A 23,232-nucleotide genomic window follows, 5' to 3' on the forward strand; every position below is an offset into this window, starting at 1 on the left:
TTTTATACTAATCTTAAGGTTATTTTAATAAGAAGACTTCAAATTATTATTATTGACATTCTTTATTATAAGTATTCATATATTCTAATATTTTTACCCTTACTTTATGATCATTGGGAAATGTTAAGCTTCCAACAATAAAGATTACAGCATTGCAAATCAATGCCGTAACAGCACAGTAACCAATATTTAAATCTGTAAATATGGCTAATGCAATAAGAAATAAAACTCCCGTCAAAACACCGCTGAAAGCAGCGCCAGCATTTGATTTTTTCCAGAATAATGCTCCTATTACAGGAACAAAAACTTGTGCAGTACCACCCATTGCAATTGTTCCCGTATTAATTATTAATTCTGAACTTTGAAGTAACAAAAGATAAGCTATTGCAGATATAATTAAAACAGCCCATTTACCTACTTGGACCAAGTTTTTTTCACCTGCATTTTTATTTATATACCTTTTATGAAAATCTAAAGTATAAATAGCTGAAACAGCATGGATTTGAGAATTTGCAGTAGATAAAGCAGCAGAAGCAATTCCGCAGAATATTAAAGTACTTAAAATCGGCTTTCCGTATTGCACTAACATAACAGGAATAATTGTATCTGTTCTTTTAACATCCGGTTCTAATATAATACCTGCACTGCCTGCCAAGAGAGTACCAAAACATTGAATAGATGCAATACATATTAACAAAGGAATAATGTTAAAGGTCTCTTTTTTCTCCACAGCATAAGATCTAATCCAAAGCTGCGGTCCCATCAATGCTCCTATTGGTATAACAATAAATAAACTTATCCAAAGAGGTGCACCTGCATTTCCCTTTGGTCCTGGCAGTATTATATTTTTTTCATCTAATGCAACAATAGTTTCAAATACGGTTTTTATACCACCAGCCTTTTCTATGAAGAAAAGCCCAACTGTAATCATAGAAAGAATTAAAAATAATCCATAAAAAACATCCGTAAGAGCTACAGCACGAAGACCTCCTGACCAAAGATATATAATAATTATCAAATAAAAGACAAGCCCGCATATTCGCCACGGAATAGCGCCATTTGTTGCAATTTCAATTAGATATGCCCCTCCTGCCAACTGAATCTGTAAATAAGGTATAGTAAAAGTTACCATAATTATAGTAATTAAATAATTTAAACTTCTGCTTTGAAAAATATCATCAAAAAAATCAGTTGGTGTTATATAACCATATTTTTTACCGTAAAACCACAAGCGTTTTCCCACCAGCATAAACAAAATTCCAAATAACATATCCCATGCTATGGCAGTCATATATATAGGTCCCATCTCATAAAAATATGCACTCGAACCTAAAAAAGCAAATACGCTCATCCAAGTAGCATATACAGTAAAAAAAACCATACCTGTAGGCATTTTCCTACTCTGTAAAAAAAAGTCTTCTGTTGTAGGCACAGATTTATTTCTAGCCACCTCTGCTAAAATTAAAGGAACTAATACAAATATGAAAATAATCATCAATACTAACGTAGATGCATACATTTATATTCTTCCTCCAATTTAAATAATATCACTTTATTATATCATTATTTTACTTTATAATAAAGTAAGTTACTTAGTCATGATAATTATAGATTGGAGGTTAATAAGTTGTATTTACCAAGCTTAATTATAATGTTTATAACATTAACTCTATTAATGTCCTTTATCTATTTTTATATGTATTCCAGAAGTCAAGAAAGTTTTATAAGATACTGGGGTTTTTGTTGGGTTGCCTATTCTTTCAGCCTTTTATTTTTAATATTATTTATAACTACAAATACAAGACCACTTTTAGAATTACGTAAATTATTTGATTTAATTAATATATTATTTCTTTTATATGGAGCTTATGCATTTATGCATACGAGAATTCCTACTTATTGGAACCGTTTTTGTTTATACTTAATAATATGGATTGCTTTAGGTATTTATTACCAATTTGATTTACTTGCTGTGTACCTTCCTATTTCCATGTATCAAATCATAATTACAGCTGTCCTTTGCAATATCGTTTATAAATACTGGAAAGTGCCCCCTTTTGAAAAAGGACTTTCCATTACCGTATTTATATTATGGGGAGTTGGAAAAGCTTTATTATCTATTTTTGAAGTAAAATATTATAATATATCTTCAATTTATTTAATGGAAATTATTTTCTCAAATATATTGAATTTTTGTATATTTGTTATCTATTTACAAAAAACAAAACAAGAAATCAGACTTGCAGAGCGTCTCTACAAAATAGTTGCAGAAAATGCAGCTGACGTTATTTTTTATTATAAATTAAAGCCAAAACCTTCTTTCAAATATGTAACTCCGTCAATTGAAACTATGACAGGATATTCGCCAAAAGAGTTTTATCAAAATCCTAAATTTTATTTAAATTTAGTTCCTTCAGATTATTTTTATTCTATCAATGAAATATTTAATGGCTCGCCTCAAATTGACAAAGTTACGGTTTTTCAATTAATTCATAAAAACGGCTCAACTTTTTGGGGTGAATTTCACAGTTCTATACTTTATGAAAACAGTGAACCAATAGCTGTAGAAGGGATAATAAGAGATATTACAAAAATGAAAGTGGCGGAACTTCAATTGTTAGATTCCAAGCAATCACGTGATTTATTGCTTACTTATATTTCACATGAATTAAAAACTCCAATAACGTCTATTCTAGGCTATGTAAATGCTTTAAATGACGGAACATTAAACACTACAGAAGAAAAAAAGTCAGCTTTGGAAATTATTTCTTCAAAAGCACTCACTCTAGAGCACTTAATAAATGATTTATTTCAATTATCAAAACTAGAAACTAATCAATTTTCATTTAATTTTATGCATATATCTGCGTTGGAAATTTCACAAGACTTAATAAACCAACACCTTTTAGATATAAAAACAGCAGGACTTAAATCTATAATTGAAATAAATAAAGAGCAATTATCAAAGATTAATATTATTGCCGACCCAAAGCGTATTGATCAAGTATTTTCCAACATTATTTTCAACGCTATAAAATATACAGAAGAAAATGATAAACTTATAATAAAATTTTATCTTGATAAAAATTTGAAAAATTATGTTATAAGCATATCTGATACAGGCTTAGGAATATCACAAGAAGATTTACCTTTTATATTTGATTTGTTTTATAAATCTCAGACAGCTACTCTAAGGAAAGAGAACGGGAGTGGTTTGGGATTAACTATTTCTAAAGAAATCATAGCTGCCCACGGTGGTGAAATTTGGGTAAAAAGTAATCCCGGTAAAGGAAGTACCTTTACCTTTAGTATACCAATTTATGAAGATTAAATATAAAGAGAGGAGAATAACTATGCCAGGTGAAAAAATATTAATAGTAGATGATGAAAAACCTATCAATAATCTAATTTCTTCTTATCTTACAAAAGAAGGGTTTGTACCTTTTTCTGCGTTTAACGGTGAGGAAGCTATGAATATTGTAAATTCAGAGAATCCTGATTTAATTCTTATGGATATTATGCTTCCTGATATAGAGGGGACTGATTTATGTTTAGAAATAAGAAAAACAAATAATGCTCCTATACTGTTTTTAAGCTGCAAATCAGAAGAAATGGATAAGATTATAGCTCTTTCTGTGGGAGGTGATGATTATATTACAAAACCTTTTCTCCCCGGAGAATTAATCGCCAGAATTAAAGCGCATATACGACGGCAAAAATCGATACAGAAAGAAGAAGCTAAAGAAAAAGAAGCTAAAGAAAAAATATACGAATTCCCCGGATTAACTGTAAATATGAGTACTCATGATGTAACAATAGATAAAAAACTTGTCAGCTTAACAGCAAAAGAATTTCATATATTAAAAATTTTAATCGAAAATCCAAAACAAATTTTCAGCGCAGATCAAATATTTGAATTAACTTGGAAAACCAACTGCTTAGAAGGAGATTCTAGAACAGTTATGGTTTATATAAGCACTCTTAGAAAGAAGTTGGAAATAAATCCCATAAATCCAAAATATATAATCAATATCAGAGGAGTGGGATATAAATTTAATCATAATATATTACCCGATAAAAAATAATAAACTAAAGTTTCTTTTTTATAAATGAGCTTTTGCCCCAGTTTGTTTTATAAGCATAAAAAATGATTATACACATATAAATCCAACAGAAAAAAATATAGCTGTAAATAAAAGGAATTCCAAAAACAAATGGATATGCTTTATATCCAAAGAAAAGAACACCCGGGAATTCCATTGCACAAAATCCAATTATAATTAAAATCCATATAATACTAGTTTTGTTAAGCCTTTTCTTTTTCAAAACTAATCGTCTCCTTTTAATTGTAATAATATATTTTCAGCAAAATCTTTAGCTCTTTTTTCAATGCCTTCTGCTTTAAATATACTTTTTGGATTATTAGCTGTTTCCATCATAGTAAAACGTTTTGGCAAAATAAAAGTTTTATTCATGTTTAATCCTGCTATCAACTGCTGTGCTACAATATCACTACCGCTATATCCGGAAATAACAACAGCAAATAGATATTTATCGTAAAATCTTGTCTTTCTGAATAATGCTGTAAGACGATTGATAAACGCCGACAAATTGGCACTTATTGCATCATTATAATTAGGACAAAGCATAATTAATGCATCACATTCTAATATAGCAGGATAAACTTCTTTTACGATAACCCCTCCATAAAGACAACTGTTTTTTTCTCCATAATGCATACAAGTAGTATATGGACATCCAATGCAATCCAAAACTGCACCATTACGAATAGAGATGTCTTTGATTTCACAATCCTCTTCCAAATGTTCTTTTACCATTTCCCATAAATTTACTGTATTTGAAGTTTCATAACTGCTGGCATGAAGAACTAAAAGTTTCGGTTTTCTATGCTTAGGAGGTTCAAATTTCATAATCTGGCGTACTAAAGTTTTTCCAGACTGAATATAAGCATCAAAATTATCTGTATCTAAATTTTTAGCAATTATATTGTAATTTTCAAGAGATTTTGTCCCTTCCACCAAAGGTCTTCCCGGGAAAGTACAGCCTGACATATTAGCACTAAGAGTTATTTCCCTTGCAACAGATTTAGTGTACAATTCGCTGTCACCATCTATTATAATTCCTGCAACACTATCTTCAAGGCAAGTCTTGTCTAGTCTTATTTTTTTTAGCAAAGCATATAATTCTAAATTTATTCCTGATTCACCAAGTGAAATAGCAAATAATATTTTTTTATTTTGTAAAGAATGAAATTCCTCCACTGTACTTATAGTATTATAAGAATAGCCCTTTAGGCTTTCTTCTAATATGGTACTAAGTCTATGCGTTTTAACATTTTCTCTGCAATGAGGTCTTATTAAAATAATATCACCCATTTAGTTCATCCCCTATCATTAAATTATTTCCTTTAAATTATCATAAGCCCTTTTAATCCTTTCATATAACAATTCAGGTAAAGGAAGATTTTCAATTTCAACTCCACCGTCTGTCATTCTATTTTTAGCTCCCATATATACTTCCCCAATACAATTTGAACTGTAATGCCACTCACCTCTTAAAGTTAATAAAATAGAAATTGCTCCTGAAGATAATGCAGGTGCAATAAATGGTTTAAAACCTATTTCTCTTGTTTTTAAATTTGCTTCAACAGTCAGCTTAGTTAATTCTTTAGAAATTTCATCATTATAATTTTTTATGCTGTTTGCTATTACTAGATCATTTCCATGAGGGCCAAAAGCTCTTCCTTCTGTTAAAAAACTCTTAAATCTAGAGTCTCTTTTTGCAAAATAAGCTGCTCTGCTATTCATAACTCCAAGGCCGTATCCTTGTATCTGACTAGCATCTAGTCCTTCTAAAAGTGCTACCTTACAAAGAGGATCCACTGGATCAGAAACTACTGCAAAAAGACCTTTAAATCCCTCCTCTTTGGCTCTTTTGGCATAACTGCTTATAATCTGTCTGTTAGCCTCAAATTGTGCCATTCTTACATCTGAAATATTCTCTTCAACAGCAGGTACTGATTTAGATGCACAAAAGATAAAAACATCACAATGAAACAGCTGCTCATTTTTTAAAATTTTAACCTCTGGCATTATATTATACTCCCAAGGATAGGAAGTTTGATTCATTTCATAGTCCCAGCGTTTTAACACATTTTCATTTATATCATAAATTCCTATGCTCTCAATTACATCTCCCCCTAAAAGTTTGAGTCCTGTCATCAACATACCACCTACATCTCCTATGGCAAGTATATTAACTTTCTTTTTTCCTTTTAATAAAAATGGTGATTTATTTAACGAAAACTTATTTTCCCTTGCAATATCTTTTAAATAATACATATATATTCCTCTTTATACTCAATTACATTTAACTATTTAAAGATTAAAATATAATATTTTTTAATCTGATTAATTTTTCAATATCATTTTCAATATATGCAGATGGCGCCAGATTTAAATCATAATTAAGGCATCCTCCCCTGTCTGGACATCTTGGAGAAATAACCGCTTCACTTAATCTGTTTAAAGTTAAATTTCTTTCAAAAGCCAGCTGATATTCCTCTTCAAGAGCTTGCAATATACTCCTTGCATTTTCAAGACATGTCATTGAAAACTCATATACTGCTTTCTTTGGTACATCTACTAAAAATGTAGGTGCTACATATGGCAATACCAAATTTATTGAAGATAAAAGATTTGCACTAATATCTCCATCATGTTCCACACTGTCTCCTCCTATAAAAGGGTACATGCTTGATTCAACAAACCATATCCTTAGATTCGGTATAAAATAAACACTTTCTACCTCTCTGCCTTGTATAGTCATAAGGTCTTTACCTCTTCCGGATAAAATTCCTACAATAATTTTACTTATATCTATATTTTCTTTTTTAAATAAAGGATCAAGTTCTTTCATTCTATATCCTTTATGAAGCAAGTCATCTACAAGCATTATAGGTCTGTTAAATGATTTTATAGTTTTTATTTGATTGATTAATGGTGAGTAATACGGAAATTCAGTTATCTTAAATTGTTTTATCTCAGAATCAAACACCTTTTCAGTATGAAGAGATTTTGTCACAGTATTAGGAACAGCCATCCCTCTAAGTATTTTCCCAAAAGGAACACACATATTATTTCCTAATACTCTTGGCTTTAAAGGCTCACAAGGAACATTATTTTCATTGGTTGTCATAGTCATAAGTCTATGGTGCATTACACCGGAATTAAATGATAAAACCAGATTCCCCGGATAAAACGTTGTCAAAGCCCTCTGTAATTTTTCATGAGCTTCATCCATTACCTCCATTATTCGTTCATTTCTATTAAAAGGTTCTTTTATTGTAGTATCTACATTTTGTATTAACGCAATAGGAAATTTAATATCTACTTTATAAATAGGATTTTCCTCATCACTTTCTTCAATCTGTAAAAAGCCTTGTCTTTCTAAAACCGAAACTGCTTCTTCATCCTTAACTCCTGTATAATTATGATAAATTGCATAACTGAAGTCATTTTCTAAAGCATAAGCTAAAGTTTCAGTTAAAGTAATCTGATAGATATCTCTTATATTAGTATTATTACTGGCAAACATACCACTTATAACTAAAATCTTACCTGATGCATGTTCCCTAACTTGTGCTGCAATTTCTGTATTTTTAAATTCACCATATAACTCTGACATACTAAGTTGATGAAACAGCATAAGTCCTACAACTTCATTATTTAAATCCTTATCTCTTATTACAGTAGCTTTGGAAGCTTCTAAAGATAAATAGTTTCGTATACTTCCACAATTTATTTTTTCTTTTAAAATTGACTGAGTAAGTTCTTTCTGAAGAGGCTTTTTAATAGAATTCACAAGTTCTATTAAGATAGCTTTTGCTTGTAATATATATTTATACTGAGGTTCTCTTAAATATAAACTGTTATCATAAATAAAACTTTGAGCTATTGGATCGATTAAATTTGAAATATCCCTATTATAATCTATATTTTCCCTTATTCTGGTTGAACTTATCTCCTCTAAATGAATAGGAAGCGTCAACTCTACCACTTTACCAATTATATTTTCGTATACCATTTCTAAATCATCAGAAGAATCTGCACCTTCAATACTACTGTTTCTTCGAAATACTATATGATTAAAACTATGAATAGAATTTTCACTTAAAGGCACCTTATAAGATGACGCATTTATAATTACATCACTTCCCACTACAATATAAATTTCTCGTGTATAAAATAACTCTTTTAATCTTTTTAAATCTGATGGATTTGCTATGTTAACAGGTATATCATCAGGAAATATATATACATTCTCCTCATTAGAAACAGACATATTTATAATCTTCCTTCTAATCATTCTAGGCTGCGTCTTTTTCGACCATGAAAATTCATCCAAGGCTAGATATACTTCAAATCCTAGATTTCTGATCTCCTGTACAATACCTTTATGACTTAACGAAAACGGATCAAATGTACCAGGGAAAAATGCCACTCTACTAGGTTCTTTAATATCAAATTTACCATTTTTAAAAATATAATCAGATATAAATCTATATATATGATTTAATGATGCTGCATTATTAAAAAAGGATAATTCTGTCTCCTTCTGATCTACTATAAGAGTAAGCATCTTTTTATATATTATTTGGAAAATATCATATTTATCCTCAAGAGTGAGTTTATTTGAACCAAAAATATATTGCCCTATAACTAAAAATGCCTCTTTACTCACCGCATCACGATAATTAGAAAGCCCTCTTAAAATCATTCCAAGAATAGTCTTTCTTCTACGCTGATAAATTTCTTCATTTTCTATGAAACGAGTACGATAGCTTAAATAATTCTGTATTAAAATTCCTAATGTATTAAGGGCAACAGATCCCACTCTGTAATCGTTACTCTCTAATAATACATTTAAATTATTAATAAATTCATCAAGTTCATTTGGATGAAGATATAAAGCTAACTCTCCTAAATACTGAGGAATATATTTAGAAAATTCATATTCGCCAATCTCAAGACCTTTTGTCAATTCAATCACAACTTCATTTCTCTGATCCAGAGACAATAGAGGTACAATAACTAAAAGAGCCTTTCCTGCTCGATGTCTTACTGCTACTCTTTCACTTACCTTTATAAGATTGGAAAGGTGAGTTGCCACATGTAAAGTCTGCTTATTTCTGCCTAACTTAACCTGATCACGTAATAGCTCAAGATTAACAGCTTTTATTACCCAAGGTGTTGCAACTTTTAAATTTTCCAAAAATATATCAGATGTTGCTTCATTATCCTCATATAACTTTTTTTCATAAAAGCTTTCATTCTCAATTTTAATATCCAAATTTTTTAATATCTTATATTTTAAAAATAATATTGAAATAATATTATCATTATTAATCATTGATAAAATATTATCAATATTTTCACGGTATACTTTACAGTCATCTAAATTATCAGTCAAATGTTTTAAAAATCTAAGTGCACATATATTTATTTCCAAAGTATTTCTTGCCATACCTTTTTCAGTGAATTTCAACAGTTTAAAAATTTGAGCAGTGTCACACATATCAAGAGGTATAAGGCGTATTGAATCAAGTAAGATAAAAGCTGTGGAATAATCAATATTAAAGTCATCAAAATATACCAAAAACTCTTTTAAATAATTTCCTCTATCTTCCTCTTTACATCTCTTTAAAACAGATTCCACTACTATTTTTAAAGCATAGCCAATCCAGCGTCTGTGCTGATCAGTTATCTTATGATCTGGAAAGACTATACTATTCAAAGTTTTTTCCCATAATTCCATACTTGTAATTTCGCCTTCATTCCATGTTGCATCATCAGGAATTTCTTTTCTGTATTCTTCATCATAATTAACTATAATATTACCTATTAAATCAGCAGCTTGTCTTCTTATATCTCCCTCTCTATGCATTAAAAGTTCCTGAAGAAAATTAATAGTCATATTTTTTTGTTTCTGCGTCATATAAGTAAAATATTCTTCAAGAATGTTTATATAGGCTCTTATGCCTTTCCAGCGTTTTTCACTTCTTGCCGCTTCCAAAAGATTTCCATATGCAGTTTCACTGTTTAACTTATGCATCAATGAAATATTATGTTGTATTGCTAGATGTTTTAACATTTCAACTGCTTCATTAGGATTAAGTAATGACGGATCCTTTTTCTCTTGTTTTATTATTTCGAAAGTAGTTAAATCTACATTTACTCCAAGTGATATCATATAATCCTCAAAATCTTTAAGCTTTGCATATACATGCTTATATCTCATAGTTTTTTCTTCATCAACATTGTCAAGCTTATTTAAAATAACATTAAATGATTCATCCAAACTATAAAAATTAGTATGTTCTACACCTTGTTCATCCCTTGTTGCTTTAACTCTAAAATCGGCATAAATTAAAACCAAAGATTCAACAGATAAGTTTTCAAGTTCTAAATCCCATGTGGAATGATTAGTTGCAATATGACCTATTGTTGGCATATCATTTTGTTTAAAAAACTTGTCTGTATAATAATAATGCAAGTAAGGAATTCTTTTAACTTCTGCACCCTTGCATCCATATTTTCCAATATCATGCCCCGCAGCTGCACCTGAAACCAAAGCTAAATCAATTGGAACATCTAACTCTAAAAGTTGTCTTGCCACATACATGGAAACAAAATGAACTCCTGCAATATGTCCCAGCGTATTATAAGGAGTTATTTCTCTTCCTATCCTCATAAATTCATAAATATAATTATCCCTACAAAAATTTGTAAATTTCAAATATTCTTCATAAGTACTGAATTTCTGCATTTCTTCACTAGTTAAAAAAAGCATATTTAATTTAGGATCAAATGGTAAATTTCTTTTTTCATATCTTAAAAATAATTTTAAAACTTCCAAATAGAAAAATCTTCCTATTTCAAAAGATTTAACTCTCTCAACCAAAGTACTTTCAGGAAATAATGCATTTAAAGAGCACTTATAAATATAATCAAACCAACCTTTTTCAGGTGGCATGGAAATACTATTTAAAGTTTTCTCTGACACTTGTAAAATCTCTGTACATGTACATTTATCATCTTCTATTACATCTTCTATATTTTTCTTCCAATCATCATTTTGAAGAAGAGAAAGCATAGCTTTCTTTGATAATTTTATTTTTTTTAAAAATTTCTTATCGGTTAAAGCATTTACTAATTCTTTATAAAGAGCTTGTATTGTCTTTTTTTGCAAAATTTCCACCTTACCCTTATCTTTTTAAAACATTATTATATATTAATTCTATTATAATTATTATATAACTATTATGCAACTTTTATAGTCTCTTTATAGCTTTTAATTACTTCGCATTGTATACAGTATTATATAAACTGTAAATACTATATTTACCATTTTTTCAGAATATTAAAACTTTGTCAAAACTATTGTTTTTTAGGCGATTGTATATTGACTATGGCTTGTCATTGTGCTAATGTTTAAAGTGAAAATTCTACTTAAATTTTTACAAAAAAATAATTAAATAAAAAAAGGAGAAACAAAAATGGCAAGTTTAGTTCAGCAGTATATTGATATTGCTAAAAAAAGAAATCCTGGCGAACCAGAATTCCACCAAACAGTTGAGGAAGTTTTAACTTCATTAGAACCAGTTCTTAAAGCTCATCCTGAATACATAGAAACTGGTCTTATCGAAAGATTAATCGAACCTGAAAGACAGATTTCTTTCAGAGTAACTTGGGTTGACGATGCTGGAAAAGTACAAGTTAACAGAGGTTACAGATTTGAATTCAATAGCGCTATCGGACCTTACAAAGGTGGACTTAGATTCGCAGCAAATGTATATCCTGGAATCATTAAGTTCTTGGGATTCGAACAGATTTTCAAAAACAGCTTAACTGGACTTCCTATCGGCGGAGGTAAGGGCGGATCAGATTTCGATCCTAACGGAAAATCCGATGCAGAAGTAATGAGATTCTGTCAAGCATTTATGACTGAATTATGTAGACATATCGGACCAAATACTGATGTTCCTGCTGGAGATATCGGTGTTGGCGGAAGAGAAATTGGTTTCTTATATGGACAATATAAGAGAATCGTAAATAGATTCGAAGGAGTACTTACAGGTAAAGGCTTAGCTTACGGCGGATTAAACGGAAGATCTGAAGCTACTGGTTTCGGAATCGTATACTTCGCTAACTGCATGCTTGAAGCTAATAATGAAAAAATGGCTGGAAAAACTGTAGTTCTTTCTGGTTTCGGAAACGTAACTTGGGGTACTGCATTAAAACTTCAAGAATTAGGAGCTAAGGTTCTTACTATCTCTGGTCCAGACGGATACATTCTTGACGAAGATGGTATCAACACTGATGAAAAAATCGCTTACCTTCTTGACTTAAGATCTAGCGGTAAAAACATCTGTAAGCCATATGCTGACAAGTTCCCAGGAGCTAAATTCTTTGCTGGTGAAAAACCATGGGGAGTTAAGGCTGACCTTTACATTCCATGTGCAACTCAGAATGATATTCACCTTGAACATGCTAAACAGATCGTTGCTAATGGTGCTAAGTTTGTTTGCGAAGGTGCAAACATGCCTTGTACAAATGAAGCTGTTGAATACATGATGGAAAAGGGCATTATCGTTGGACCATCAAAAGCTGCTAATGCTGGTGGTGTTGCTTGTTCTTGTATCGAAATGAGTCAGAACGCAGGACATGCTGTATTCACTCCTGAACAAGTACATGCTCAACTTAAGAACATCATGATCCACATCCATGACGTTTCTGCTGATGCTGCTAAGAGATATGGTTACGGTTATAACCTTGTTGCTGGTGCTAACATTGCTGGTTTCGAAAAGGTTGCTGAAGCTATGATGGCTCAAGGTCTTGTATAATCTCAAAAGCATAATATATATAACATAAATTTAAATTAAAAGAGACCCCCTAAAGGTCTCTTTTAATTATTTATTTTTAAAATTCTTTTTAACATCATCTATTTTATATCATATAAATTATTAAAAATAATTTGCAGAAAAAATATTATTGTATTTAATCTTCAAGATTTATAAACCATTTACGCAATTAACTAAATTCCCTTTTAAAAATTCTTTTAAATTATTGCTTACAATAGTTAAAAGCCTGCTTCTTGACTCCTTTGATGCCCATGCCACATGAGGAGTAATAATACAATTTTCTATACCTATCAAAGGATTATCCCTATTAGGCGGTTCTACAGAGAGAACATCTAATGCTGCCCCTCCCAATTTTCCGGTCTTCAAAGCTCCCGCAAGATCTTTTTCATTTACTAATGGCCCTCTTGCTGTATTGATTATCATTGCTCCCTTTTTCATCTTCCCTATAATCTCTGCATTAATAAAACCTTTATTTGCTTCTGTAAGCTTACAATGCAAATTAATTACATCAGAAGATTCAATTAAAGTGTTTAAATCAGTAAATTTAACATTATCACTTTCAAATGACTTATCAGGATAATTGGAGAAAATTAAAACCTTCATTCCAAATGCATCAGCAATCTTTGCAGATCGACGCCCAATATTTCCAAATCCTATAATGCCCATTGTTTTACCTAAAAGCTCCATCTGAGGGAAATCACAAAAACAAAAATCAGGTGAATCAAACCATTTACCTTTATGTACTCGATCTGAATGATCTTTTATGCTATGACAAAGCTGAAGCAAAAGACCATAAGAATATTCTGCTACAACATCTGACGAATATGCCGGCGCATTAGTTACAGGAATTCCTTTTTCCCTGGCATAATCAATATCTACTACATTATACCCTGTCGCAGTAACACCAATCCATTTTATATTAGGACAGCTGTCAATAACCTTTTTATCAATAATGCATTTATTAGTAAACACATATTCTGCATCCGATATTCTCTCAATAATATTTTCCGGCTCAGTTCGGTCATAAACAGTAAATTCTCCCAATGCTTCAAACTCACTCCAATTTAAATCTCCTAAATTTGCAGTATATCCATCTAAAAAAACAATTTTCAAGTCTTACTCTCTCCTTAACTATAATTTAATTTCCCTATCAATACTAAATAAATATAGATATGATTCCTTTACTTCTATCTCTCTAATCTTTTCTAATGCCTCTCTATATAGTTCAATTTGATATCTATATCCATCAACTAACTTATCTATAGCCTCCTGATCCTTTTCATCCCATAAATAATTTGATTTATAATCAAGGAGCACATATTTTCCATCTTCTTCAAAATAGCAATCTATAGTACCTTGTACTATAACCGTTTCCCCTTCTATTTCTTTTGCAATATTAAATGATACTTCTTTATAAATATTTTTTGATAATGCTGCTCTTTTGCCTATTTCTGAATTTATAAACTTTATAATCTTATTTACATTTATAGTATTCGCTTCTTTGCGGGTCAAGATTTCTCTATTTACAAGATGATCTATAAATGCTTCTATTTCATCTTTATTTGTACAGCTAAAATCAATATGTTCCATAACTTTATGTAGAATAGTTCCCTTCTCTGCTCCTGAAAATTCATCATTAGATTTTGTGAATTTGGGAACTTCTAAACTACCATAAAAGCCTTTTTTCTTTTCTTTATTAAGTTCAGAAACCGTAAACTTTGATTTTAATTTTAAAGCACTTTTATAGGCATATTCAAATTCCAATCGTCTGCTTATTTCATTTAATAAGTTTTTATTTTCATATGGAACATTACCTTTTAATAATTTTTTTACAGCTAGCTTTTGCTCATCATTTGAAACTTTAATACTATTTATGTCAGACTTGTTATGTGTTATAAATTTTATATTTGTCTCTTTTAATATTGGTAAAAGAAAATCTAAATAACAATTTGAGTCTTCTACATTGTAACCATCATTTACCTCATATTTTTTTAATGTCTTATCAATATCAGTTACACTCCCAAGAAGCACCAGTTTATCCATAGCTCTTGTAAATGCCACATATAGGACTCTTATCTCTTCTGCCATATCTTCATTGCTTTTTCTTTGTTCTATAGCTGATTGAATAATGGTTTTTTTAAAACTGTGATTTTCCTTATCTATCCATCTAAGTCCCAGACCAATATCCTTATGCAGTCCTATTCTTCCGATTTTATTATCCTTAATAAATTTTTTGCCTAATCCACCTATAATGACAAAAGGGAATTCCAATCCTTTGCTTTTGTGTATAGTCATAATTCTAACCACATCATCTTTTTCGCCAAGGAGTTTTACCTGCCCAGTTGGAACTTTTTCCTTCTTTACAGCTTCAATATATGTAATAAATTGAAATAACCCTTTCATCTGCGTATTTTGAAATTGTACGGCTTTATCTATTAAAGCTCTTAAATTTGCCTGTCTTTGAATTCCTCCTGGTATGGCACCTATATATTCATAAAAAGCAGTCTCTCTTAGCAATTTCCATAACAACTCTTCAAGGGGCATAAAAGTTGAAGCTTTATTCCATTCTGAAATCTTATCTAAAGCATTCCTGCATTTATCCTTTAATGCTTCATTCTTTCCATTTGTAACATATAGATCAAAAGCTCTATAATAAGTACACTGCTTATTAATTAGTCTTATTTCTATCAGTTCTTCAATGGTAAATTTAAAAAGTTGTGATCTCAATATGCTTAAAAAAGGAATATCTTGTTTTCTGTTATCTATTACTCTTAATAAATTTAGAAATATTTCAATCTCAACAGTATCAAAATATCCATCACTGCTGTCAATAAAAGAAGGTATCCCTTCCTTTAATAAAGCCTCATAATAAATTTCTGATGTACCACGAGCACCTCTAAGCAATATAACAATGTCCCTATTGGTAAGAGTCCTTGTTATGCCTTTTTTTTCATCATAAATAAAAGACCCCTTTGCTTCCTTAATAATTCTTGCAGCAGTAAAAGCTTCAACCTCAGCTTTTTTCATTTCAGCGATTTCATCATCCAGTTCAACATCTTCAAGATTCATGTCATCCACAATATGAAGTTCAACAGGGTAATCCAATTGGCCTTCATAAGAAACACCTTTATACAAAGCTGCATCCTTATCATATTCAAGCCCTGACACATCTTTCTGCATAATTTTACTGAAAATCTCATTTACAGCACATATTACATTGCCCTTGCTTCTAAAATTCATATTCAAGTCGATTTTCTTATCATTTTTATTATTATCAAGCTTAAATTTTTCATATTTACTAATAAAAATTTCAGGCTCTGCAAGTCTAAACTTATATATACTTTGCTTAACATCTCCAACCATAAATAAATTATTTTCTCTCTTTATTTTATTTATAAGAGTTTCTTGAACAACATTACTATCTTGATACTCATCTATAAAAATATAATTAAACTTTTCTCTGTATTCTAAAGCAGCTTCTTCATATGAAAGTATATCTAAAGCATAATGCTCTATATCATTAAAATCTATAAGATTTTTTTCAGCTTTCTTACTTTTATAAATATTATCAAATTCTACTACTAATTTAATTAAAAATTCTGCCGCTCTATGGGTTTCATTTAATTCAGTAACGTATTCATCTATTGTTTTAATACAATATTGAGAAATTAACTTTTTAATTATTGATTTCCCTTTATCACGTAAATTAGAAACTAATTCTTTTATTGATTCATACTCTTCTTTTTCTGCTGCTGTTGTTCTGTATGTTTGAAATTTTATATTTTTTAAATTTAAAGCAAATTGTTTAAAATCTCCTCTATGTAATTCTTCTATTAATTGATTTATATTGTTAAGTTCTAAGTCACATTTTGAAATAAGACTTGTTATTCCCTCCATATCCAATAAATTTTCAACTTTTGAAAAATATTCCCTTGCAGAGTTTAAGCGTGAATCAATATAAACTTTTATTTCCCTAAAAGTTTTTCCATTCATAAATTCTTCTTTAGAGCAATTTAAATCATTTACTTTATCATTTAACCAACCATATGAATCCGGAATACTCTGTGCAAATTCATAGGTTTGTAAAATCATATCTTTCACGTTCTTTTCATTTTTAGTCTGAGCATACTGATTTAAAAACCATATAAACTCTTCATCTTCTATTTGGAATAAATTATAAAAAAGTTCTTCCATTGCATCTGATTGAAGAATAATTTTTTGAGCTTCATCACAAATTTTAAAATTAGGTTCAATATTTATTAAATAAAAATACCTTCTTATGACTTCCATTGAGAAGGCATGAAAAGTACTTATATTTGCCTTATTGATTAAATTCAACTGTATTCTAAGAAATTGTTCTTTTTCCTGCTGATTCTTATTTTCAACATTATTAGAACATACTTTTATTTCTTCTGTTATGGATTTTATTATCTTTTCTCTCATTTCGGAAGCTGCTGCATTAGTAAAAGTAACGATTAACATTTTATCAATAGGTACCTGATCTTTTATAATAATCTGCATAATTCTTTCTACTAAAACAGCAGTTTTACCTGATCCTGCTGCCGCAGAAACAAGAACATTTTTATTTCTTATTTCAATTGCTTCTTTTTGAGATTTTGTCCATTTCATTATTTTCACCTTTAATTTAGGGACTGCCCTCAATGAGAGCCGTCCCTTTTATTCAATACTTTATTATATTAAATCAAACTTTCTTAATAAGGCGGCTATAGATTTTCCTTTTGGAAGCAGCTCTATCTCATGAGGTCTTATTGATTTTGTTTTAATTAACATTATGCCATAAACCAATGCTCCTATAGCTATTGAAATAACTGCCGATAAACTGTTTCCTAAAGCAAGATGACAAATATAATAACTGATTAATACACATAAGCACATTATAATTCCCGAAATTAATGGTTTTATTACAGATAAAGTTAAATTGAATTTTGTATCTGTATACCTTTTAACCGCTATAAAATTCATTATTCCTATAACCGCATAAGCAGCAGTACTTCCTATTGCTGCACCTTGTACGTTATATATTCCAGTAAGAATGTATGTAAGAATACACTTTACAATCAAACCTGCTGCAAGAGAAACTACTGCCACACTGGGCTTTCCAAGCCCCTGAAGTATCCCAGCCATTGTCTGCGCCAAAGAAAGAAATATTATACCGATTGCCAGTATAAACAAGCAAGGCGCTGCACTTGAAGCACTTTCTGCCTGCAAGGGGAATAGTAACAACATAATAGGTTCTGACAATGCCATAATACCAAAAGTACAAGGTATACCAATAATCATAGAAGTTCTTAATCCTAATTTAATATTTGTGTCCAGAAATTCTAAATCCTTAACACTGTTTGCAGCTGCAATTGCCGGAACCATACTTAATGCCACACTGAGAGCCAAAGCCATGGGAATATTAATAATTGGGCCTGCCATTCCTGATAGCTGTCCATAAAGTGCATTAGCTTCAACTTCAGTAAATCCTGTTTGTTTCATCCTTGTTATAACTATTGCAACATCCGCTATATTCATTATAGGTAAAATTGAAACTCCAATAGTAATAGGGACTGCAATTTTAGCTAAAGAACTTAAAATTTTGCCGGCACTTTCTTTATTATTATCTTTATTATCTTCTATGTTTTTTAAAATCTTCTTACGATTTAACGAATAAATAATAATTAATACAATAACACCTGCTATAGGTCCTACACTTGTACCAAAAGTAGCTCCTGCTGCTGCCATCTCAAGTCCCTTTGGAAATAAAACAACCGCAAGAGTAAGCCCAACTACGACCCGTACTGCCTGCTCAACAAGCTGAGATACAGCCGTAGGTTCCATATGTTGAAGGCCTTGAAAAAATCCTCTGAAAACAGCCATAATCGGTACAAACAAGAGTGCCGGTGCAATGGCTATCATAGCATAATATGCCCCCGAATTACCAAGTCTAATTACAATGGCCTTTGCTCCAAAGAAAAAAACAGCTGCTGCAATAATTCCCAATATAGACATTAGTAAAAAAGATAGTTTAAACACTCTGTATGCTTCCGAATGTAAACCTAATGCAATTCTTTCCGATGTCATTTTAGATATTGCAGCCGGTGCTCCATTTGTAGAAAAAACTAATAAGAACACATAAATGGGATATGCTGTCTGAAAATATCCCATACCCTCATCGCCAATAATATTACCAAGGGGAATTCTAAAAAAGGCTCCCATAATCTGTACTAAAAGTCCTGCAATTCCTAAAATTGCAGCTCCTTTTATAAATGTTTTTTTACTCATAATCCAATAATCCTTTATACTATTATTATAATTTTTTTCTTTTTATTAAAAATGTAATTATTATGTATCTGTAATTACATACGTATTTATTATACCAAAAATAATATTACTTCTATATACTTATTTTAATTTTTTATAATTATTTATTACTTTAATTTATTAATTTAGTAAAACCATATAAAATTACTCCTCTTATATTAATTTTTACAATAACTTAGCAAAGACTATGGTATAATAATCCTATATTATCATTGTGATTATTAAAATTATAAATTTATATAGAAAGGAACTAGTTTATGGAAAGCAAAGCAACACCCACATTACTAATGATATTAGACGGCTACGGATCAAATAAAAACCTTCACGGTAATGCAATATTAAATGCTGATAAAAAAAATATTGATTCCCTATTTAAAAGATATCCTAATACAACTATTGGCGCAAGTGGTCTGGACGTTGGTCTGCCTGCAGGTCAAATGGGTAATTCAGAAGTGGGACATCTAAATATCGGGGCAGGAAGAATTGTTTATCAGGAACTTACTAAAATCACAAAATCTATTGAAAATAAAACTTTCTTTGAAAACAATCCTTTAAATAATGCTATGAAACATGCAAAAGAAAATAATTCTGCACTTCACCTGATCGGATTGTTATCTGATGGCGGAGTACATAGCCATATTAATCATCTGTTCGCTTTAATAGATCTAGCTAAAAAAAATCAACTTAAGAAACTTTATATCCATGCATTTTTAGATGGCAGAGATGTTACTCCAAGATGCGCAGCAAAATATTTGGCAATCTTAGAAAAGTATATGAAAGATATAGGCTTGGGGGAAATAGTATTAATCTCCGGAAGATATTACGCAATGGATAGAGATAACAGGTGGGAAAGAATTCAAAAATGTTATGATGCTATGACTGAAGGCATTGGTGAAAAATATAATAGCTCTCAATTAGCCTTAGAAGCGGCTTATGAAAGAAAAGAAAATGATGAATTTGTTATACCGTCACTCATTACAAATAAAGAAGTTGTGACAGTTAACGACAACGATTCTATAATCATGTTTAACTTTAGACCTGATAGAGCAAGAGAAATAACCCGTTGTTTTGTTGACAAAAACTTCAATGGATTTGAACGTAAAAAATTTGTTAAAAATTTATGTTATATATGTATGACTCAATATGATGCTGAAATGCCTAATGTTCAAATTGCATTTCCTCCTCAATCGTTAAAAAATACTTTGGGAGAATATATATCATCACTAGGTTTAAGACAACTTAGAATCGCTGAAACAGAAAAATATGCACATGTAACTTTTTTCTTTAACGGTGGAATAGAAGCTCCAAATAACGGTGAAGATAGAATTTTAGTTCCCTCTCCTAAAGTAGCAACTTATGATTTGCAACCCGAAATGAGTGCTCTTGAAATAACAGAAAGATTATTAGAACAAATTAAAGAAGATAAATATGATTTAATAATCTTAAATTATGCCAATCCCGATATGGTAGGTCATACAGGTAATATGGAAGCAACAGAAAAAGCTATCGAAACTTTAGATATTTGTGTAAAAAAAGTTGTTGATGCTATTACTTCTAAAAATGGTCAAATGATAATAACAGCAGATCATGGAAATGCAGATGCTATGCTGGACGATGATAATAATGTATTAACAGCTCATTCTGTAAATCCTGTTCCATTTTTAGTTATTGCAAACAGGCAAGTAGAACTCAGAAATGACGGCATTTTAGCTGATGTAGCACCAACCCTTCTTGATTTAATGGGAATTGAAAAACCTAAAGAAATGACCGGAAAAAGTATAATAAAATAATTAAAAACAAAGGTCTTAGTTTTCTAATAAGTTTAGAAACATAAGACCTTTTATTTTTTATGCATATATATCCCAGAAGTCTGATTTAACATTTAAGTATTTCTTAAATGTTTCAATTAATTGCGGAAATTCGTCTATAAAATAAGGTCTTGCCACATTCCCATTTGAATCCCAATCACATCCATCCCACCAAACGGCAACTTTTATGTTTTCATAATATTGAATATGATCAAACATATTGATAACCCATTGATTTTTGTCTCCACCTACACTGCTAGAAGAAAACTCCGTAATCATCATTGGTTTATCAAACAATGTCAAATAGCCCCAATACATGGAATCATATAAATCTTTAAATTCTGTCCATTTTTCGTCTTTATAATAAGTTCCCGTATTATAAGCAGTTAATCCAATAATATCCACATATTCATCTCCTGGATAATACATAAGCGCATCATTCCACTTAAAGTTAGGGAAAGAAACACCATTTGGATTCCAGATCCATATAACATTATCTGCACCTGCTTTTTCAAAAATACTATAGATATAACGATAAAATTCTTTAAACAGCAAGGTATCCTTAGAGGTATGGTAACTTGAATAAGGGCACCAGTCTCCATTCATCTCATTGCATAATCTAAATAGTACCGGATGATCAAATTCACTGACTGTTTCTGCATAATTTGTTAAAAATCCATCATATTCTCCGTTCAATACATCGTATATCATATTTCCTTCACCCCAAGTTTCATCTGGAGTTTGTAATGTTAGCTCTAGAATTTTATTATGGGCATATGCATTATCTAAGCGACCTTTAAGCCAAGGATGCATGATTTTATTTTCAAAACTTGTATAATTTAAAATTATAGGAAATTCATATTCAATTTCACTTTCAATTCTATCCAAATCTGAAAATGAATCAGGCGCATTCGGTTCAAAAATACCCCATTTAAGTTCACTATCAGAGCCAAAATATTGGTTATATGCAATCTTTGTTTCATTATTCCAACCCTTATCTTCAAAGTTAGTTGGCTTTGCTTTTCTTGTATAAGCTGATTGCGTTGGTGTAAAAGCAGTAAAACTGTTAGCTAAATACATATATCCTCCGCTTTGCCATAATGGTTCATCTGCTTTTACAAAAATGCTGTATACATAATTACCTACTGTAATTTCCATATCAGCGTAATAGTTTTTATCATTTTGAACCCTAGATAATTTATCTCTTGACCATTGCAATATGTAAACAGAATGACCGTTTATAGTTACAGTTGATTCATATTCTTTCCTATGATCAAGTGTATTGTTTAAGAACTTATTTGAATAATTTATATAAGAGGATCTGTTTATTCCTTGCTCTAATGGCTGCTTATATATTTCTATTCTCTTGTGTTGATTTTCCAAAACAGCACAAATGTTAGAATAACTCATATCAACTGTCATACCATCATCCACATTTAAACTGTATCCATGCACATTATTTACAAATTTATCATACGGCGTACCATCTTCTATCCAATATATCCCGTCAGGTACGGTTTCTGCCCCATATGAAACTGATATAAGACCTAATAATAAAACTAAAATTATGCTTATAATAATACTGCGTTTTTTCACTCTATACATCCTTTCTAATTCTCAATACCAATTCTTGATTCAATACCTTTATTATAATAATGTTTAATCTCTTTCATCTCTGTAACTAAATCAGCTATTTCTATAATTTCCTTCGGTGCATAGCGACCGGTAAGAATAACTTCCACATTATTCGGTTTTAAATTTAAAACTTCCAATACCTCAGAAACTGAAAATAATTTAAAATATAAACTTGTATTTACTTCATCAAAGATCACCATATCAAAGTTTCCTGACATCAGGACTTCTTTCATGCGCAAAAGTCCCTTTTTCGCATTTTGTATATCTTCTATACACGGTTCTCCATTAATAAAATTTGTACTGCCAAATTGTTCTATTGTAAAGTTAGGTAAAATTTTTTCTGCTTTTAACTCGCTATAATCCTGACCTTTCATAAATTGCCCGCAAAAAACCCTATTGCCTGCACAAATCATTCTTAATGCAATTCCCAAAGAAGCTGTAGTTTTACCTTTTCCATTTCCGGTATATACTTGAATATATCCTTTTTCCAGCATGTAAAATACCTCTTATTTTGTTTTA

At 30.5% G+C, this 23,232-nt stretch carries 14 protein-coding genes; 4 read left to right on the plus strand and 10 right to left on the minus strand.

Annotation, left to right across the window (positions count from 1 at the left end):
• Nucleotides 1-49: 49 nt before the first annotated feature.
• Nucleotides 50-1,519 (minus strand): sodium:solute symporter family protein, encoded by a 1,470-nt coding sequence (locus K292_RS15960; protein ID WP_051280306.1) that lies wholly within the window; start codon nt 1,517-1,519, stop codon nt 50-52.
• Nucleotides 1,520-1,876: 357 nt separating this feature from the next.
• On the opposite strand from K292_RS15960, the gene K292_RS0104340 reads away from it, so the two are divergent.
• Entirely contained in the window at nt 1,877-3,331 is a 1,455-nt protein-coding gene (locus tag K292_RS0104340; protein ID WP_169515418.1) for a sensor histidine kinase, read from the plus strand.
• 22 nt (nt 3,332-3,353) lie between these two features.
• Complete coding sequence (locus tag K292_RS0104345) at nt 3,354-4,085, plus strand: response regulator transcription factor (RefSeq protein WP_027398805.1); 732 nt, start codon at nt 3,354-3,356, stop codon at nt 4,083-4,085.
• 4 nt (nt 4,086-4,089) lie between these two features.
• On the opposite strand, the gene K292_RS0104350 is transcribed toward K292_RS0104345, so the two are convergent.
• The 4 genes from K292_RS0104350 to K292_RS0104365 are packed head-to-tail and all read right to left on the minus strand — an operon-like array spanning nt 4,090 to nt 11,271.
• Entirely contained in the window at nt 4,090-4,326 is a 237-nt protein-coding gene (locus K292_RS0104350) for a hypothetical protein (protein ID WP_027398806.1), read from the minus strand.
• Between the two features lie 2 nt (nt 4,327-4,328).
• A complete protein-coding gene (locus K292_RS0104355) occupies nt 4,329-5,396 on the minus strand; it encodes a flavodoxin family protein (protein WP_027398807.1) in 1,068 nt (355 codons plus the stop codon).
• Between the two features lie 18 nt (nt 5,397-5,414).
• Entirely contained in the window at nt 5,415-6,362 is a 948-nt protein-coding gene (locus K292_RS15965; RefSeq protein WP_051280308.1) for a lactate/malate family dehydrogenase, read from the minus strand.
• 43 nt (nt 6,363-6,405) lie between these two features.
• Nucleotides 6,406-11,271 (minus strand): nicotinate-nicotinamide nucleotide adenylyltransferase, encoded by a 4,866-nt coding sequence (locus K292_RS0104365; RefSeq protein WP_027398808.1) that lies wholly within the window; start codon nt 11,269-11,271, stop codon nt 6,406-6,408.
• A gap of 307 nt (nt 11,272-11,578) precedes the next feature.
• Between K292_RS0104365 and gdhA the strand changes: the two genes are divergently transcribed.
• Entirely contained in the window at nt 11,579-12,925 is a 1,347-nt protein-coding gene (gdhA, locus tag K292_RS0104370) for an NADP-specific glutamate dehydrogenase (protein ID WP_027398809.1), read from the plus strand.
• Nucleotides 12,926-13,093: 168 nt separating this feature from the next.
• Here the strand turns inward: gdhA and K292_RS0104375 are convergent, their stop codons facing one another.
• The 3 genes from K292_RS0104375 to K292_RS0104385 form a co-directional block, all read right to left on the minus strand.
• Nucleotides 13,094-14,056, minus strand: a complete 963-nt coding sequence (locus tag K292_RS0104375) for a D-2-hydroxyacid dehydrogenase (RefSeq protein WP_027398810.1) — start codon at nt 14,054-14,056, stop codon at nt 13,094-13,096.
• Between the two features lie 18 nt (nt 14,057-14,074).
• Nucleotides 14,075-17,572, minus strand: coding sequence for a helicase-exonuclease AddAB subunit AddA (gene addA, locus K292_RS0104380; RefSeq protein ID WP_037372486.1), 3,498 nt, complete (start codon nt 17,570-17,572; stop codon nt 14,075-14,077).
• A 63-nt stretch (nt 17,573-17,635) separates the two neighbouring features.
• Nucleotides 17,636-19,231: a putative polysaccharide biosynthesis protein gene (locus K292_RS0104385; RefSeq protein WP_027398812.1), complete on the minus strand. Its 1,596-nt coding sequence runs from the start codon at nt 19,229-19,231 to the stop codon at nt 17,636-17,638.
• A gap of 296 nt (nt 19,232-19,527) precedes the next feature.
• On the opposite strand from K292_RS0104385, the gene gpmI reads away from it, so the two are divergent.
• On the plus strand, nt 19,528-21,060 hold the full coding sequence (gene gpmI / locus K292_RS0104390) for a 2,3-bisphosphoglycerate-independent phosphoglycerate mutase (protein ID WP_027398813.1): 1,533 nt from the start codon (nt 19,528-19,530) through the stop codon (nt 21,058-21,060).
• A gap of 57 nt (nt 21,061-21,117) precedes the next feature.
• Here the strand turns inward: gpmI and K292_RS0104395 are convergent, their stop codons facing one another.
• Together K292_RS0104395 and K292_RS0104400 are read right to left on the minus strand one after the other, a co-directional pair.
• The gene (locus K292_RS0104395; RefSeq protein ID WP_051280314.1) at nt 21,118-22,674 is read right to left on the minus strand and encodes a glycoside hydrolase family 26 protein; all 1,557 of its coding nucleotides are present in this window, start codon (nt 22,672-22,674) and stop codon (nt 21,118-21,120) included.
• Nucleotides 22,675-22,688: 14 nt separating this feature from the next.
• Nucleotides 22,689-23,207 carry a cob(I)yrinic acid a,c-diamide adenosyltransferase gene (locus K292_RS0104400; protein ID WP_037372489.1) on the minus strand — a complete coding sequence of 173 codons (519 nt, stop codon included), beginning with the start codon at nt 23,205-23,207 and terminating at the stop codon, nt 22,689-22,691.
• Between the last annotated feature and the right edge of the window lie 25 nt (nt 23,208-23,232).

Source organism: Anaerovorax odorimutans DSM 5092, from assembly GCF_000426305.1.
Taxonomy (GTDB): Bacteria; Bacillota; Clostridia; order Peptostreptococcales; family Anaerovoracaceae; genus Anaerovorax; species Anaerovorax odorimutans.